The sequence below is a fragment of the Kribbella sp. NPDC050459 genome (assembly GCF_040655315.1).
In the GTDB taxonomy this organism is placed as follows: domain Bacteria; phylum Actinomycetota; class Actinomycetes; order Propionibacteriales; family Kribbellaceae; genus Kribbella.
In genome coordinates this window covers 200,969-215,955 of sequence record NZ_JBFAJQ010000013.1, presented here as the reverse complement: position 1 = coordinate 215,955, position 14,987 = coordinate 200,969, and the positions used below count along the sequence as shown (strand labels likewise).

Sequence of the window (14,987 nt, the reverse complement as noted above, 5' to 3'; positions counted from 1 at the left end):
CGCCTTGACTGACCGAAACGAGAGGAGACAGCGTGAAGGTGAGTCGGAGAGGAATGCTGGCAGGCGCGGCGGCGGCCGGAGCCGCGGGCGTGGCGGGCGCGATCGGGTTGGAGGGCCGGAGCGACGCGGCAACAGCCGGGCAAGTAGGTGAGACGGGTCAGGGCCGGGCTCAACGGGAGCCGGTGGAGCTGACCTGGTTCGGGACGCATGCGTGGCAGATCCGCTGCGGCAAGAGCGTCGTACTGACCGATCCGTGGCTGACCCGGTTCCACACCGGGACGTTCACGCCGGAGGGCGCCGACCCGAAGAGCAAGCTGGTGATCAAGCCCGACGTCATCGACAAGCATCTCGGCGCCGCCGACGCGATCCTGGTGCACCACGGCCACTACGACCACATGGCCGACGTCCCGTACGTCGCGAAGAAGACGCAGGGCACCGTGCTCTGCACGGAGACGCACGCCAATCTGCTGCGGGCGATGAAGACGCCGAACGAGCTGCTGTCACCGGTGCGCGGCGGTGAGTACCTGCCGTTCGAGGGCTTCACGATCGAGGTGTTCCCGTCGCTGCACTCCTGCGGCGGCAAGCGGCACACGTACGCGTACCCGGGCTACCGGTACGACGTCCCGCCGCGCCCGCGCGTGATCGAGGACCTGGTCGAAGGCGGCACGCTCGCGTTCGTGATCACGATCGGCGGCGTGCGCATCCTCAGCCTCAGCACGGCGAACTTCGACCCGAACGCCCTGCGCGACCTCCAGGTCGACGTCGTCCTCGCGGCACCGGGCGGCGAACCGGGGATCACCGACCGTCTGCTGCGGACGATCAAGCCGGTCACGAAGGTCGTCGCCACGCACTGGGACGACTTCGACAAGCCGCTCGACGAGCCCGGCGTCCCGTGGACCGACCTGACCCCGTTGCGCACCTCGGTCGAGAAGACCGGCGCCGAGTTCGTCGTCCTCGATCACCTGCAGAAGGTCACGCTTTGACCCGGTAGTGGTAGCGCGAGACGGTCCGGAAGCCGAGCCGGTCGTACAAAGCCCGCGCCGGCGCGTTGTCCTCCAGGACGCTCAGCCAGACCCACTTCGCTCCACGGTCTGTTGCCGCCTGCAACAGACCGTGGATCACCGCGGACGCCAGTCCCCGGCGGCGGAAGTCCTCGTCGACGGCGAGGCAGTAGAGACCGGCGGTGTCGTCGACGAGCGCGAGCCGGCCGATCGCCTGCGCCCGCCGGTCGTCGGCGACCGTCGCGTAGAGCGCGTTCCCGCGGATCAGGATCTCCTCCGCGGCCGCTCGCGTGTCGTCGCCACGGCCGTCGACGCTCCACCAGCAGTCGGTCCAGAGCACGGACGGCGTGGTGGATATATTCATCTCAGGCGTCGGCGTCGTCGGTGCCGGCAGCTTCGCGAGGACGTCGGAGATCGGCGCGCACTGCACCAGCGTCGGATTGCGGACCTCGTAGCCGCGTGCCTCGAGATGCGCGTCGAGATCGCTCGGCTGGACCGCCGGGCTGATCTGGAACGACGGCCTGATGTCGTGCGCTACATACAAGTTCTCGACATATTCCAGGGCCTTGTCGAGGTCGAACGGCGCACTCGCGGGCAGCACCGAGTTCGCTCGGAGGGTGACCCCGGCGTTGCGCCGGACCAGCCAGCCGTCCAGCTCGGTGCTGTCCGCGGCCTGCCAGCCTTGGTTCATCAGAGCGTCCATACGCGCTTCGGCGATCACTCCACCAAGAGTAGAACCGCCCGGATCGAATTGCAATGAAATGGATACTTATTCATCGGCTGCGGATCTCCGCGACCGCGTCCGCGAGCAGATCGATGCCCTCGACAACTTCTTTCCGGGACAGCGAGCCGTACCCGAACACCAGCCCGGCCGGGCCGGCCCCGGAAACCCAGTACGGCGCGAGGCCGTAGACCCCGAGCTCGCGCTTCAGCGCCGCCTCCCGCAGAGCGTCCTCGCCGAGGTCCGGCGGCAACCACGTCAGCACGTGCAGCCCGGCCGAGACCCCGACCGGCTCGAGCTCGGGCAGCCGCGCCGCCAGCCGCTCGACCAGGGTGTCCCGCAGCGCCCGGTACCGCGGCCGCATCCGCCGCAGATGCCGGTCGAACTCACCCCGCGCCACGAAGTCCGCGAACGCCAACTGGTCGAACACCGGCGACCCGCGATCGTCCATCAGCTTGGCCTGGGCCATCGGCTCGACCAGCCACGACGGCAGGATCAGCCAGCCCAGCCGCAGCCCCGGCGCCAGCGTCTTCGAAGCCGTCCCCGCGTACGCAACGCAGTCGGGCGCGAGTCCTTGCATCGCACCGACCGGCTCCCGGTCGTACCGGTACTCGGCGTCGTAATCGTCCTCGATCACCAACCGGTCGCCGCGCCCCGCCCACGCCACGAGCGCCGCCCGAGTCTCCGCCGACGTCACGGCCCCGGTCGGGAACTGGTGCGCCGCCGTCACCAGGACGACGTCCGCCCCGGACCGCTCCAGCGCCGCCACGTCGACCCCGGACGTCAGCACCGGTACGCCGACCGTCTCCAGGCCGGCCGCTGCCGCGACCTCCCGGAGATCGTTGTCGGACGGATCTTCGACCGCGAGCCGCCGGCGCCCGGCCGCCGCCAGGACCTGCAGCAGCAACCGCGAGCCCTGCGCGAAGCCGTTGCAGATCACCATGTTCTCCGGGCGTGCCGCCGTGCCGCGGACCCGGTTCAGGTAGTCGGCGAGCGCTGTGCGGAGCTCGATCGTGCCGCGGCCGTCGATGTAGGCCAGGCTGCGGTACGGCGTCTCGTTGAGCACCCGGCGTATTGATCGGAGCCAGGCGGCGCGCGGGAACTCGGAGACGTCCGGGCGGCTGTAGCGGAAGTCGATCCGCGGCGGGCCGGCAACTGCGGCCGGGGAGGCCGTCGGCGAGACGACGGCGATGTCAGCGACCTGCGTGAACCCGCCGCCGCGGCTGACCAGGTATCCCTCGGCGACCAGTTGCTGGTAGGCCTCGACGACCACGCCGCGCGACAGCCCGAGGTCCTGCGCCAGGGCGCGCGTGGACGGCATCACGGTCTCGGCGCGCAGCAGGCCGGCCCGGATCCTGGTCCGGATCCCGCTCTCGAGCTGCTGGTGCAGCGGCATGCCGCTGTCCCGCTGCAGCTCGACCAGGAGTTCACCGGTTCCGGAACTGGTCCTCATTCGGCTCACAGAACTGGACCTTATCGGCGTACCGCTGCGCTGTCAGGGTTGTGGGACAGACCAAAACACCCCAGGAGAGCTGAGATGACCGAGTTTCTGCGCATCGGCGACGCCGGGTACGACGAGGCCCGCACCGTCTGGAACGCCATGATCGACCGCAGCCCGGCCGTGATCGCCCGGTGCGCCTCGACCGCGGACGTCGCCGAGGCGGTGCGCTTCGGACGCGCGGCCGGCCTGGAGATCGCGGTCCGCTGCGGCGGGCACAACATCGCCGGTCTCGCGGTCCCCGAGGACGGCCTGATGATCGACCTGACGCCGATGAACGCGGTCCGGGTGGACCCCGTCGCGCAGCGGGCCTGGGTGCAGGGCGGCGCACTGCTGGGCGAGCTGGACAAGGCAGCGCAGGAGCACGGGCTGGCGACCACGGCCGGCAACGTCTCACACACCGGCGTCGGCGGGCTGACGCTGGGCGGCGGGATGGGCTGGCTGGCACGGCGGTTCGGGCTGGCCTGCGACAACGTCGTGTCGTACGAGGTCGTGACGGCGGACGGCACCGTCGTCCGGGCGAGCGCCGACGAGAACGCCGAGCTGTTCTGGGGCCTGCGCGGCGGCGGCGGGAACTTCGGGATCGTCACGTCGTTCGAGTTCCGGCTGCACCAGGTCGGGACGCGGGCGCTGATCGTCGAGTTCAGCTATCCGCTCTCGGCAGGCTTCGAGGTGCTGCGCGGATGGCGGGAGCTGAACGCCGACGCGCCGCGGGAGGCGACGTTCACCGCGAACATCACCGCGGACTCCCTGACGGTCGGGTACGTGTGGGTCGGCGCGGGCGGGTACGACCTGCTGCCGGCGTTCCGCGCGCTCGGGCCGGTGAGCGACGAGCTGATCGAGGAGACGACGTACCTGAAGCTGCAGACGCGCGACGACAACGTGCAGGGGCACCGCTTCCGGCGGTACTGGAAGGGGCACTACTTCAAGTCGCTGCCCGACGAGGCGATCCGCGCGCTGCTCGACAACCCGGGCGTGGGCGCGAGCCTGCAGGCGTACGGCGGCGCGATCGCCGACGTCCCGGCGGACGCCGCGGCGTTCAGCCACCGGGACACGCTGTTCGAGTTCGTCACCGCGACGCGCTGGGAGGACCCGGCCGAGGACGCGGAGCGGATCGCCCGGCTGCGCGGGTACGCGGGTACGCTGGCGCCTTACGCGAGCGGGGCCTACGTGAACACGCTGAACGAGGACCCGATCCAGCGCGCATTCCCGCCCGCGACGCTGCGCCGGCTGGTCGCGCTGAAGACGGCGTACGACCCGGCCAACGTGTTCCACCTGAACCAGAACATCCGCCCCGGCGAGCCGACCGCCGAGTCCGCCGCCTGACTGGTACCCCTGGAGGATGGACTTCGAGGCGGTCTTCGCCGACGTCGCCCGGGTGATCGAGGGCGCCGGCGTGGTGATCATGGCCGTCGGGCTCGCCGTCGTGCTGATCCGCTACGCGTACGACGTCGTCCGCAAGGGCTCCGGCAGCTACCAACAGCTGCGGGTGAGTCTCGGGCGGGTCATCCTGCTCGGGCTGGAGATCCTGATCATCGGCGACATCATCCGGACGATCATCGTCGACACGTCGCTGGAGAGCGCGCTCGTGCTGGGGCTGATCGTGGTGATCCGGATCGTGCTCAGCTTCGCGCTCGAGGTGGAGATCTCCGGAACCTGGCCGTGGCGGGCCCGCCAACCCGAACGCGGCATGATGGACACGTGACCAGCCAACACCTTCCCCGCCCCACCACCCCGGTCGAACTCACCCCGGAACTGGCGGCGACGATCGACGAAGCCTTCGCGCGGCGAGACCGGGCCAACATGGGGCCGACGATCGCCTTCTTCGAGAAGCTGCTGACCGAGTACCCGGACAACCCGTACGTGCTCTACGAGGTCGGCGGGTCGTACGACACCGCCGGCGACGAGGAGAAGGCCGTCGGGTACTACGAGCGCGCGCTGCCCGGGCTGACCGGGGAGACCCGCCGCAAGTGCCTCCTGCAGTACGGCAGCACGCTGCGTAACCTCGACCGCTTCGACGAGTCGCTCGCGGTCTTCAAGGACGCGTGCGCGGAGTTCCCGGAATCGGACTCGCTCCGGGTCTTCAAGGCGCTGACCCTGCAGGCCGCCGGACATCAGGACAAGGCGCTCGCGACGCTGCTGCTGGTGATCGCGGACAAGGTCGACTCCGCCGAGATCAAGCGCTACGAAGCCGCCATCCGCGGCAACGCCGACTACTTGGCCGGATTGGGTTAGGACTTGCGCGCGACGCCGCCGTAGATGGCGTCGCGGATACCGGGCTGGGGGTCATCCTCGACGCGGCCGCCGGGGACGTGCCAGTCGGCCAGCCGGACGACCCCGGGCTCGAGGATCTCCAGCCCCTGGAACAGCGACGAGATCTGCTCGACCGAACGGAACGCCAGCGTCGGGAACGCGTCCTTGACCTTCGCGAGGAGCTCGGTCACGAGCTGGTCGACCGGGCCGCCGTCGCCGGGGTTGCACGCGTGGGTGATCGCCAGGTAGGAGCCCGGCGGCAGCGCGTCGACGTACTGCCCGGCGATCGCCAGGGTCTGCTCGTAGTCGTGGATGTGGTGCAGCATCAGCGCCATCACGAGCGCCACCGGTTGATCGTCGGCCAGCAGGCCCGCGACGGCCGGATCCGCCAGCACCTCGTCGGGCCGGGTGAGATCCGCCGCGGTGAACTGGGTCCGGTCGTTGTCGAGCAGCAGCGCCCGGCCGTGCGCGACCACGGACGGGTCGTTGTCGATGTACACCACCGAGGCGTCCGGGCTGACCTTCTGCGCGATCTGGTGGGTGTTCTCCGCAGTCGGCAGGCCGGAGCCCGCGTCGATGAAGCGCAGCACCTCGGCCTCGTCGGCCAGCCAGGTGATCACCTGGCTGAGCCAGCGCCGGTTCGCCCGCGCCCAGACCGGTGTCTCCGGCGCGATCTCCATGATCTGCCGGTACAGCTCGCGATCGGACTCGTAGTTGTCCTTGCCGCCGAGGGCGTAGTCGTACACGCGGGCGACGCTCGGACGCGTGGTGTCGATACCGGGTGCGACCAGCCCGCCGTCGTACCTCGGCTGATCCGTCACACTGTCTCCTCGCGTCGGCGGTTCACTCCGAGGGTAACGCACGGAGAGTCAACGTTTCACCACGACGAGTTCGAACTGTGTTAAAACTCAACGCGCACAGGGGTTTCAGCACGCGCAGGCGACGCCGCGCGGTGCGGTCAGCGGGTCGGCCGGCCGCCGTTCGATGCCGTCCGCGGTCTCCACCGGCAGCCCTTCACGGACCCAGTACTCGAAGCCGCCGATCATCTCCTTCACCGAGTACCCGAGCTTCGCGAACTCCAGCGCCGCGCGCGTCGCGCCGTTGCACCCCGGTCCCCAGCAATAGGTCACGACCGGGACGCCGTCCGGTACGACGGCCGTTGCCCGCGCCGCGATCTCCCGCGTCGGCAGGTGGACGGCGCCCGGCACATGCCCCTGGTCCCAGCTCTCCTGGCTGCGACTGTCGATCAGCACCCACCCGGTCACGCCGGCGCCGATGTCGGAGGCGACATCGGACACGTCTGTCTCGTACGCCAGCCGTTCCGCGAAGTGGGCGACGGCGGCCTGGTCGATCTGCTTGGTCATGGAGCAAGCGTCGACGACCGGGCCACGCGACGACAGTGGCAGAAATGTCCTAGTACATCAAGATTCAGCCACGGCGGATCTTGGACCGCGCCCGGGCCACCTTGATCGCCTGCTTCAGCGTCTCCACGTCGTACGCCCCGTAGTGCCGCTGACCGTTCACGAAGAACGTCGGCGTCCCGGAGACCCCGCTCGTGTCCGCCGACTCGACGTCCTGCGCGACCCGCGCCGCGGCGACGTGCCGCTTCACGTCGTCGTGCAACCGATCGGTGTCCAGACCGAGCTGTTCCGCGTACCCGATCAGGTCCTTGGGCTGGAGGTTCTCCTGGTTCGCGAGCAGCAGGTCGTGCATCTCCCAGAACGCGCCCTGCGCACCCGCCGCCTCCGCCACCTCCGCCGCGATCTGCGCCCGCGGGTGGACGTCGGACAGCGGCAGGTGCCGCCACACGTACCGCAGGTCGTCGTCGTGCAGGAGGTCGCGGACGACGGGCTCGGCCATCCCGCAGTACGGGCACTCGAAGTCGCCGTACTCGACCAGCGTGACCGACGCGTTCTCCGGGCCGCGGATGTGGTCCCGCTCCGGATCCACCGGGTCGGTGAGATCCACCAGCTGCTCCGCGTCGCCGAGCAGCGCCAGCGCCTTCTTCGGCGGCGACAGCAGCTTGGCCGCGCGGAACACCGACCAGGTCAGCGCCGACGCGACGATCACCGCGCAGAGCAGACCGACCTTCGCCTCGGCCAGCTGCGGCCCGTCGAACGCGATCGTCGCGATCAGCAGGGACACCGTGAAGCCGATGCCGGCGATGGTCCCGCTGCCGGCGACTGCGGCCCAGCCGACGCCCGGCCGGATCCGCCCGCTGCTGAGGCGCTCGACCAGCCAGGACACCGTCGTCACCGCGAGCGGCTTGCCGACGACGTACCCGATCAGGATGCCGAGCGTGATCGGCGACGTGAACGCCCGGCCGAGGAAGGCCATGTCGATCGTGACGCCGGCGTTCGCGAGGCCGAACAGCGGGACGATCAGGTAGCTGGTCCACGGGTGGTACAGGTATTGCAGGCGCTCGTTCGGCGAGATCGTCGTGGTCAGGCCGACGGTCGCGGACCGCGCCAGCTCCGGAGTGGGCTGCTCGCGGAACAGCCGGAACAGGCCGGTCGCCTCCTCCAGCTCCTCCCGGCCGGGCGAGTACGCCGGCGCCGTCAGTCCGATCGCCAGGCCGGCGACCACCGGATCCACGCCGCTGCGCAGCAGCGCGGCCCACATCAGCACGCCGAGGATCAGGTAGATCCACGCCTTGCGGACGCGCAGCAGCGACAGCGCCAGCACGACCGCGAACGCGACGATCGCCGCGGTCAGCGGCATCAGCTTGATGTCCTCGCTGTAGACGACCGCGATCACCACGAGCGCGAGCAGGTCGTCGACGACGAACACCGTGAGCAGGAAGACCCGCACCCGGTCCGGCACACCGCGGCCGACCAGCGCGAGCAGACCGAGCGCGAGCGCGGTGTCGGTCGACATCGCGACACCCCAGCCGTGCGACCCCGGACCGCCGGCGTTGAAGGCCACGTAGATCAGCACCGGCACGACCATCCCGGTGACCCCGGCGAGCATCGGCAGCACGAACCGGCTGCGTTCGCGCAGGTCCCCGAGGTCGAACTCGCGCCGCGCCTCCAGCCCCACCACGAGGAAGAACAGCGTCATCAGGCCGCTGTTGATCCACTCCTGCAGATCCAGCCGCAGCACGTCGGGCCCGAGCCCGATCGACAGATCGGTCCGCCAGACCTCGTCGTACGTCTCCGGCGACACGTTCGCCCACAGCAACGCCACCACGATCGCGGCCGCGAGCACCCCGGAGCTCCCCGCTTCGGTCCGCAGGAACGCCCGCATCGGCGCCGCGAACCCCCGCCGCCAGACGGTCCGTCCACTCAACAGACCAGACAAGTCCGCCATGGCGGACACTGTAAACCGCGCCCGCTCCGGGCACCCGCGGCGTCCGGATTTCCGACGTTCGACGGATGGCTAACGGTTCGGGGGGCTTGGGCTGCATTATTGCCTTGCCCTGCCGCACGACATGCCCTGGAGACCCCAGTGACCGAATCCGAGACCGTCAACTCCGCGAACACCTTCGCCCGGCTCGCGATCGAGCTGCACGACGCGCCAGGCGTCGAGGAGACGATCGAGGCCGTGGTGCAGTTCGCCCTGCAGGCGTTGAGCTGTACGTACGCCGGTGTGGTGCTCTCCACCCGGGGTTCGCAGGCCGAGGTCGCCGCGGTCACCGATCCGGTCGTCGCCGACGTCTACGAGCTGCAGATCACCACCGAGAACGGGCCGCTGGTCACGGCGCTGCGCGACCGGACCACAGTGCTGATCCGGGACACGGGTACCGACGACCGCTGGCCGGAGTGGGCGGCGAAGGTCGCCGCGCTGGGAGTACGCAGCGTTCTTGACGTGCCGTTGGCGACTGGTGAGGCAGCGCGGCGGACGGTCGGGGTGCTGGGACTGTACAGCCCGGAAGCGGACGCTTTCAGCGCCGACGACGAGGCGATCGCGCACATCCTCGCCCGGCACGCGACGGTGGCGGTGGCATCCGCGCGGCACGAGGAGACGATGGCGCAGGCGGTCGACGCACGGAAGCTCGTGGGCCAGGCGATGGGCATCCTGATGGAGCGCTTCGACGTGGACGGCGACCGGGCGTTCGCGATCCTCAAGCGGTACTCCCAGGACACCAACACCAAACTGCGCGACGTCGCGCAGCAGCTGATCGATACGCGCAAACTCCCGCAGTGACGACAATCTGACACCGTTGTCCGGGCCCCACCGGTGGCGATCCGTTGCATACTGCGAGATGAGCCCGACGCCGGGACTTGTGCGGCCAGTACCGCGGACCGGGTCACGTCCCGGCGTCCCACCTCCAAGGGGCCTTAAGCTGACGCAATGGGTGAGTGGCAGCCGTTGGCAGGGCCATCGAGGCAGGTCGCTTTGGAGATCCTGCTGGACGGTCCGTTGTCGCGGGCCGAACTGTCACGCCGCGTCGGCCTGTCCCCCGGCAGCCTGACCCGGTTGACGAAACCGATGGTCGAGTCGGGGCTGCTGGTCGAGGTCGAGGCCGGTCCCACCGACGCGCGGGTCGGCCGCCCGTCGCAGCCGCTCGACCTGGACGCGAATGCCCATCACTTCGTCGGCATCAAGCTCACCGGCGACTCCGCGATCGGCGTCCTCACGACGCTCCGCGCGGACGTGCTGGCCAGCGTCGAGCGCCCGATCCCCGACCCGACTCCGTCCGCGGTCGCCGACCTGGTGCTCGACATCACCGACGAGCTGGCCGTCCAGGTGCCGAACGGTACGGCGATCACCGGGCTCGGCGTCTCGCTCGGCGGCCGGGTGGCGAACCGCTCCGAGGTCCGCTGGGCCCCGTACCTGAACTGGGTCGACGTACCGTTCGGCGAGATCCTCGCCGCGCACACCGGCGTTCCGATCGTGATCGCGAACGACTTCACCTCGCTGACCGAGGCCACGCACTGGTTCGGCGCCGGGCGGAACTCGCACCGCTTCGTCCTGCTCACGATCGGCGCCGGCGTCGGCTACGGCCTCGTCGTCCACAACCGGATTGTCGACAGTCCGGACATCACCCTGGGTCTGGTCGGCCATCACCCGCTGATTCACGACGGCCCGCTCTGCGATCGCGGCCACCACGGCTGCGCGGTCAGCCTGCTGACGGTCGGCGCCGTCACCTCCCAGGTCGCTGCGGCACTCGGGCGGCCGGTCGGGTACGAGGAGGCGCTCGATCTCGCCGCCAAAGGCGATCCGGCGGCACGCGGGGTGATCGGCCGCGCCGGTCGCGCCTTCGGCAAGCTGATCGCCGCCGCCGCGAACTTCACCACACCCGAGCTCGTCGTCCTCGGCGGTGAAGGTGTCCGGCTGGCCGAGGTTGCGCACGACGAACTGCTGGCCGGGCTGCACGCCGACCGGCACCCGTCGGCCGCCGAGCTGCCGATGGTCCTGCAGCCCGCCGACTTCGGCGAATGGGCACGCGGCGCCGCGGTGGTCGCGATCCAGACCTTCGTACTGGGCATCGAGTAACTGGCTATTTCTCTCTAGACAGTTACACTGCTGCCATGATGAGGCGATGGCTGGAAGGCTGGCGGCTGTGCCGCGGCCTGGAGCCGGTGATCGAGGACGACGACGCGTACGCCGCCGTACTGCGACTCCCCGGGCGCGACCGTGAACTGTTTGCCCGCACCGACGACCCCGCGACCGTGGACCGGCTCGCGCGCGGCCTGACCGCGGACACCTGGCTGACCGTCACCACGCAGCACGGCGACGAGGTAGCCCGCCGCCTCGCGGAGGCCGGCGCACAGCCGTTCGAGGAGCAGAAGACGCTGATGTCGATCGAGCTGCGCGACCACCCCCGCGCCTCGGCAGAGGTCGAGACGGTCGGGCCTCTGGAGTACGTCAAGGTCGTGGTGGACGGCGTGGTCGCGGCACGGGGCATGGCGGCGATCGTCGGAACCGATGCCGTCATGCACGACATCCACACCGATCCGGCGTTCCGGCGCCGCGGACTCGGCAGTGTCGTGATGGGCACGCTGGCCGCGCGAGCACTCGATCGCGGTGCGCGGACCGGGCTGTTGATGGCTACCTCCGACGGCTACCACCTCTACCGCAAGCTCGGCTGGTCGGCGGAGGCCACGATGGTGACGGCGTCAGGAGCTCCGGACCCGCGCCCGGTGGGCGGCGACCTTGGCGCGGTTCTGGCACGCGGTTGAGCAGAACCGCTGGTTTCCGTTCCGGGTCGCGTCGAGGAACAGGTCGTCGCACCGGGCGGCCTCGCATCGGCGGACCCGTGCGGCCTCGTCGCTGCCGAGCAGCATCGCGACGGCGGTGGCGAACTCGGCCAGCCAGCCGGTCGCGTCGTCGGGGCTGCCGAAGTGCAGGTGCCACGGCGCCCCGATCTCGCGGGTCAGCTGCGGCGCGGCCTTGGTTTCCCTGAGCAGTTCGTTCACGAGCTCGACTGCTCGGTCGACGTCGGGGAGATTTCCGAGCGCTTCGTACAGCGTTTTCCCACCGGCGGCGTAGTCGCCGGGATCGACCACGGGCGGGCGGTTCGTGGTCAGCCGCAGGACGGCGTCGACGGCCGCCGCGTCCGGCGGAACCGCCGGACGGCCCTGCCGGTCTGCGGATCCGAAGGCGTTGGCCAGCGCGATCGCGGCGTGCAGTGAGGCCCGCAGATGATCGGTGGCTTCCACCCGTCCAGTATCCCGGTCCGCTCGTCCTTGCGGAGGAGGCGGGTCATACCAGGGTCGTAGGCGGACATCCGTCCGCGCTCCGATGATCGTGATCGTTGCCGGAAACAACAATGACGGTATGCACCTGGTTCAGTCCCGCCGCCGTCCCGGAACCCGGGGGATCACCGGACTGTCGGAGGCCGTCGTCGACCTGTCCGCCATCCGCGACAATGTCGAGCGTTTCCGACAACGTGTTCCGCAACAGGTCCTGGCCGTGGTCAAGGCCGACGCCTTCGGGCACGGCGCCGTACCGGTGGCCCGGGCGGCCGTCGAGGCCGGGGCGACCTGGCTCGGGGTCGCGCGGGCCGACGAAGCGCTGCAGCTGCGCGCGGCCGGATTGTCCGTGCCGATCCTGACCTGGCTGTACGACGCCACCGAAGTCGTGCTGCTCGGCGACCTGGACGTGGACGTCAGCGTCTCGACGGTCGCCGAACTCCAGCACGTCGCAGCCATCCCCTCCGTCCACTCCGTACATCTGAAGTTGGACACCGGATTGCACCGGGCCGGCAGTGCACCTGACCAGTGGATCGAGCTCACCCGAACGGCGGCGCACTACGAGGCGCTCGGCGCCGTCACGGTCCGCGGGATCTGGTCGCATCTGTCGCACGGCGACGCCGCCGACGCCGTACAAAGCACGCGGCAACTCCAGCTCCTGCGGACCGGGGCGGGCCTCGCGCACCGAGCCGGTCTGCGGCCGGACGTCGTCCACCTGGCCAACTCGGCCGGCGCGCTCACGCTCGACGCACCGGACACCAACCTGGTGCGGATCGGCGCCGGCCTGTACGGCATCGACGAGCACGGGATCGGGCTGCGGCCGGCGATGCGGCTGCTGAGCAAGCTGACCCAGGTACGCCGGATCCGTGCCCGCGAAGGGGTTTCGTACCGGCACGACTTCGTCGCGGACCGGGACACCACGATCGGCCTGGTCCCGATCGGGTACGCCGACGGGGTGCCGCGGGCCGCCGGACGGCAGGCGAGCGTGCTGTGCCGCGGCGTCCGGATGCCGGTGATCGGGCGGATCGCGATGGACCAGTTCGTCGTCGACGCCGGTGACCTCGCGGTCGAGCCGGGCGAACCGGTGACGATCTTCGGCGACGGCTCCGCGGGTGAGCCGACCGTGGCCGAGTGGGCCGCCTGGGCCGGCACCATCCCGCACGAGATCTACTGCGGGATCGGGGCCCGGGTCCCCCGCCGGTACGAGGAGGGCAGCCGATGAAGGTCGCGGTGGTGATGGGCGGGGCGAGCTCCGAGCACGACGTGTCGCTCGCCAGCGGGAAAGGCATCCTGAAGGCCGTCGAGCTGCTCGGGCACACGGCGATCCCGATGCTGCTCGATGCCCAGGGCAACTGGTCCGACGGGCAGCACGAAGCGATCGAGATCCTGCAGGCGTGCGATGTCACGATCCCCGCGCTGCACGGCGAGGGCGGCGAGGACGGCCGCCTGCAAGGATTTCTGGAGCAGCTGCACGTCCCGTACGTCGGCAGCGGCATCGCGGCCAGCGCGGTCGGGCTGGACAAGCATCTGACCAAGTCCGTCCTGAAGGCGCACGGCATCCCGGTCACGCCCGGTGTCACGCTGCGCGGCGCCGAACTGACCGACGCCGAGGCGGCGCTGCAGAAACTGAAGGCAGCCGGCCTGGATTTCCCGCTGTTCGTGAAACCGGCGAACGGCGGCTCGAGCTTCGGCGTGACCCGCGCGACGAACCTGCCGACGTTGCTGGCCGCGATCGCGGAGGCCACCGAGTTCGACGCGCACGTCCTGGTGGAGCGGGAGATGACCGGCCGCGAGATCGACCTGGCGGTGCTGGAGTTCCCGGACGGACGGGTCGAGACCGCGCCGGCACTGGAGATCCGTCCCGACCCGGACCAGCCGTTCTTCACCGCGGCCGCGAAGTACGACAGCGACGCCACGCGGTTCGTCGTACCGGCGCCGCTCGATCCCGAGCTGGCGATGCGGTTGCGGCGGACGGCGATCGACGTGTTCGAGGTGCTCGGCTGCGCCGGACTGGCGCGGGTGGACTTCTTCGTGCCGCGTGCCGGCGAACCGGTCGTCAACGAGATCAACACGTTCCCCGGATTCACCCCGGCGTCGCAGTTCCCGCGGATGTGGGCGGCGGGCGGGATGTCGTACGCCGAAGTGGTCGACACCCTGATCCGTACGGCGGTGGCGCGGCCATGACCGCGCTGCAGAGCACCGTCCTGCTGAGCGACGACCGGATCACCGGCATCCCGGCGATCGAGAGCGGTGAACCGCTGGTCGACCTGTTCACGCGGGACGTGCTGACGAGCGGGCAGCAGTTCGCGCGCGAACCGGTCGCGGACCGGCTCGCACTGGCCGACACGTTCCTGCCGGCCGGGATCCGGCTGCACGTCGTCGAAGGACTGCGGCCGGTCGAGAGCCAGCAGGCGATCTGGGACGGGTACCGCGCCGAGCTCGAGCACCTGCAGCCCGGCCTGGCCGCGCACGAGGTGGATCGCCTCGCCAGCCGGTTCGTGTCGCCGATCGAGGTCGCGCCGCACGTGGCCGGCGCGGCGGTCGACCTGACGCTGGTCGGCGCGCACGGCCCGCTCGACCTCGGTACGCCGATCGACGCGACACCCGAGCAGAGCAGCGGCGCGTGCTTCTTCGCGGCCACCAACATCAGCCGCGAAGCCCGGACGAACCGGTCCCTGCTGGCCGACGTCCTGACTGCGGCAGGCCTGGTGAACTATCCGACCGAGTGGTGGCACTGGTCGTTCGGCGACCGCTACTGGGCCTTCGTGGAAGACCGCCCGAATGCGCTCTACGGGCCTGCCTACAGCCTGGCGTGATAGCTGCCGCCTATGAGCTGATAGGCAGCATTGCTTTGACCGTGCCGCAGTGGCGACGGA

At 70.3% G+C, this 14,987-nt stretch carries 16 protein-coding genes; 10 read left to right on the top strand and 6 right to left on the bottom strand.

From position 1 onward, the window contains the following. The first annotated feature begins 32 nt into the window (after positions 1 to 32). On the top strand, positions 33 to 983 hold the full coding sequence (locus AB0I12_RS33515) for an MBL fold metallo-hydrolase (RefSeq protein WP_359937385.1): 951 nt from the start codon (positions 33 to 35) through the stop codon (positions 981 to 983). Here AB0I12_RS33515 and AB0I12_RS33510 read toward each other — a convergent pair. Both AB0I12_RS33510 and AB0I12_RS33505 read right to left on the bottom strand, forming a co-directional pair. Then, positions 973 to 1,722 (bottom strand): GNAT family N-acetyltransferase, encoded by a 750-nt coding sequence (locus AB0I12_RS33510; protein WP_359937382.1) that lies wholly within the window; start codon positions 1,720 to 1,722, stop codon positions 973 to 975. The two genes, AB0I12_RS33515 and AB0I12_RS33510, sit on opposite strands and share 11 nt — an antisense overlap. A gap of 52 nt (positions 1,723 to 1,774) precedes the next feature. Beyond that, positions 1,775 to 3,175, bottom strand: coding sequence for a PLP-dependent aminotransferase family protein (locus AB0I12_RS33505; protein ID WP_359937379.1), 1,401 nt, complete (start codon positions 3,173 to 3,175; stop codon positions 1,775 to 1,777). Positions 3,176 to 3,259: 84 nt separating this feature from the next. Here AB0I12_RS33505 and AB0I12_RS33500 point away from each other — a divergent pair, with 84 nt between their 5' ends. Genes AB0I12_RS33500 through AB0I12_RS33490 form a run of 3 tightly spaced genes read left to right on the top strand, consistent with a single transcriptional unit; the run spans position 3,260 to position 5,455 of the window. After that, positions 3,260 to 4,546, top strand: a complete 1,287-nt coding sequence (locus AB0I12_RS33500) for an FAD-binding oxidoreductase (RefSeq protein ID WP_359937376.1) — start codon at positions 3,260 to 3,262, stop codon at positions 4,544 to 4,546. Between the two features lie 16 nt (positions 4,547 to 4,562). Next, positions 4,563 to 4,925, top strand: a complete 363-nt coding sequence (locus tag AB0I12_RS33495) for a DUF1622 domain-containing protein (protein WP_359937373.1) — start codon at positions 4,563 to 4,565, stop codon at positions 4,923 to 4,925. Beyond that, positions 4,922 to 5,455 (top strand): tetratricopeptide repeat protein, encoded by a 534-nt coding sequence (locus tag AB0I12_RS33490; protein WP_359937370.1) that lies wholly within the window; start codon positions 4,922 to 4,924, stop codon positions 5,453 to 5,455. The genes AB0I12_RS33495 and AB0I12_RS33490 overlap by 4 nt, the downstream gene beginning before the upstream one ends. Here the strand turns inward: AB0I12_RS33490 and AB0I12_RS33485 are convergent. From AB0I12_RS33485 to nhaA, 3 genes are all read right to left on the bottom strand, one after another. Continuing rightward, positions 5,452 to 6,294, bottom strand: a complete 843-nt coding sequence (locus AB0I12_RS33485; protein WP_359937367.1) for an SAM-dependent methyltransferase — start codon at positions 6,292 to 6,294, stop codon at positions 5,452 to 5,454. The genes AB0I12_RS33490 and AB0I12_RS33485 overlap by 4 nt on opposite strands. Before the next feature lie 105 nt (positions 6,295 to 6,399). Further along, a complete protein-coding gene (locus AB0I12_RS33480) occupies positions 6,400 to 6,837 on the bottom strand; it encodes a rhodanese-like domain-containing protein (protein ID WP_359937365.1) in 438 nt (145 codons plus the stop codon). Between the two features lie 64 nt (positions 6,838 to 6,901). After that, positions 6,902 to 8,782, bottom strand: a complete 1,881-nt coding sequence (nhaA, locus tag AB0I12_RS33475; protein WP_359937364.1) for a Na+/H+ antiporter NhaA — start codon at positions 8,780 to 8,782, stop codon at positions 6,902 to 6,904. A gap of 138 nt (positions 8,783 to 8,920) precedes the next feature. Here nhaA and AB0I12_RS33470 point away from each other — a divergent pair, with 138 nt between their 5' ends. The 3 genes from AB0I12_RS33470 to AB0I12_RS33460 all read left to right on the top strand — a co-directional run bounded on the left by AB0I12_RS33470 (position 8,921) and on the right by AB0I12_RS33460 (position 11,598). Next, on the top strand, positions 8,921 to 9,619 hold the full coding sequence (locus tag AB0I12_RS33470; RefSeq protein WP_359937362.1) for a GAF and ANTAR domain-containing protein: 699 nt from the start codon (positions 8,921 to 8,923) through the stop codon (positions 9,617 to 9,619). 147 nt (positions 9,620 to 9,766) lie between these two features. Continuing rightward, a complete protein-coding gene (locus tag AB0I12_RS33465) occupies positions 9,767 to 10,912 on the top strand; it encodes an ROK family transcriptional regulator (protein ID WP_359937360.1) in 1,146 nt (381 codons plus the stop codon). A 35-nt stretch (positions 10,913 to 10,947) separates the two neighbouring features. Beyond that, complete coding sequence (locus AB0I12_RS33460) at positions 10,948 to 11,598, top strand: GNAT family N-acetyltransferase (protein ID WP_359937358.1); 651 nt, start codon at positions 10,948 to 10,950, stop codon at positions 11,596 to 11,598. On the opposite strand, the gene AB0I12_RS33455 is transcribed toward AB0I12_RS33460, so the two are convergent. After that, positions 11,536 to 12,078 carry a CGNR zinc finger domain-containing protein gene (locus AB0I12_RS33455; protein WP_359937356.1) on the bottom strand — a complete coding sequence of 181 codons (543 nt, stop codon included), beginning with the start codon at positions 12,076 to 12,078 and terminating at the stop codon, positions 11,536 to 11,538. The genes AB0I12_RS33460 and AB0I12_RS33455 overlap by 63 nt on opposite strands. A gap of 118 nt (positions 12,079 to 12,196) precedes the next feature. On the opposite strand from AB0I12_RS33455, the gene alr reads away from it, so the two are divergent. From alr to AB0I12_RS33440, 3 genes are read left to right on the top strand one after another with little or no spacing between them, the layout of a single operon-like run. Then, on the top strand, positions 12,197 to 13,333 hold the full coding sequence (gene alr / locus AB0I12_RS33450) for an alanine racemase (protein ID WP_359937353.1): 1,137 nt from the start codon (positions 12,197 to 12,199) through the stop codon (positions 13,331 to 13,333). Next, positions 13,330 to 14,295 (top strand): D-alanine--D-alanine ligase family protein, encoded by a 966-nt coding sequence (locus AB0I12_RS33445; protein ID WP_359937350.1) that lies wholly within the window; start codon positions 13,330 to 13,332, stop codon positions 14,293 to 14,295. Before alr ends, AB0I12_RS33445 begins: the two co-directional genes overlap by 4 nt. Beyond that, positions 14,292 to 14,927, top strand: coding sequence for a M15 family metallopeptidase (locus tag AB0I12_RS33440; RefSeq protein WP_359937348.1), 636 nt, complete (start codon positions 14,292 to 14,294; stop codon positions 14,925 to 14,927). Before AB0I12_RS33445 ends, AB0I12_RS33440 begins: the two co-directional genes overlap by 4 nt. Positions 14,928 to 14,987: the final 60 nt, after the last annotated feature.

What these genes read in the sequence shown, in the direction of transcription:
- AB0I12_RS33505 (WP_359937379.1), bottom strand. Translation starts at nt 3,175, where the DNA reads ATGAGGACCAGTTCCGGAACCGGTGAACTCCTGGTCGAGCTGCAGCGG.
- AB0I12_RS33500 (WP_359937376.1), top strand. Translation starts at nt 3,260, where the DNA reads ATGACCGAGTTTCTGCGCATCGGCGACGCCGGGTACGACGAGGCCCGC.
- AB0I12_RS33495 (WP_359937373.1), top strand. Translation starts at nt 4,563, where the DNA reads ATGGACTTCGAGGCGGTCTTCGCCGACGTCGCCCGGGTGATCGAGGGC.
- AB0I12_RS33480 (WP_359937365.1), bottom strand. Translation starts at nt 6,837, where the DNA reads ATGACCAAGCAGATCGACCAGGCCGCCGTCGCCCACTTCGCGGAACGG.
- nhaA (WP_359937364.1), bottom strand. Translation starts at nt 8,782, where the DNA reads ATGGCGGACTTGTCTGGTCTGTTGAGTGGACGGACCGTCTGGCGGCGG.
- AB0I12_RS33465 (WP_359937360.1), top strand. Translation starts at nt 9,767, where the DNA reads ATGGGTGAGTGGCAGCCGTTGGCAGGGCCATCGAGGCAGGTCGCTTTG.
- AB0I12_RS33460 (WP_359937358.1), top strand. Translation starts at nt 10,948, where the DNA reads ATGATGAGGCGATGGCTGGAAGGCTGGCGGCTGTGCCGCGGCCTGGAG.
- alr (WP_359937353.1), top strand. Translation starts at nt 12,197, where the DNA reads ATGCACCTGGTTCAGTCCCGCCGCCGTCCCGGAACCCGGGGGATCACC.
- AB0I12_RS33445 (WP_359937350.1), top strand. Translation starts at nt 13,330, where the DNA reads ATGAAGGTCGCGGTGGTGATGGGCGGGGCGAGCTCCGAGCACGACGTG.
- AB0I12_RS33440 (WP_359937348.1), top strand. Translation starts at nt 14,292, where the DNA reads ATGACCGCGCTGCAGAGCACCGTCCTGCTGAGCGACGACCGGATCACC.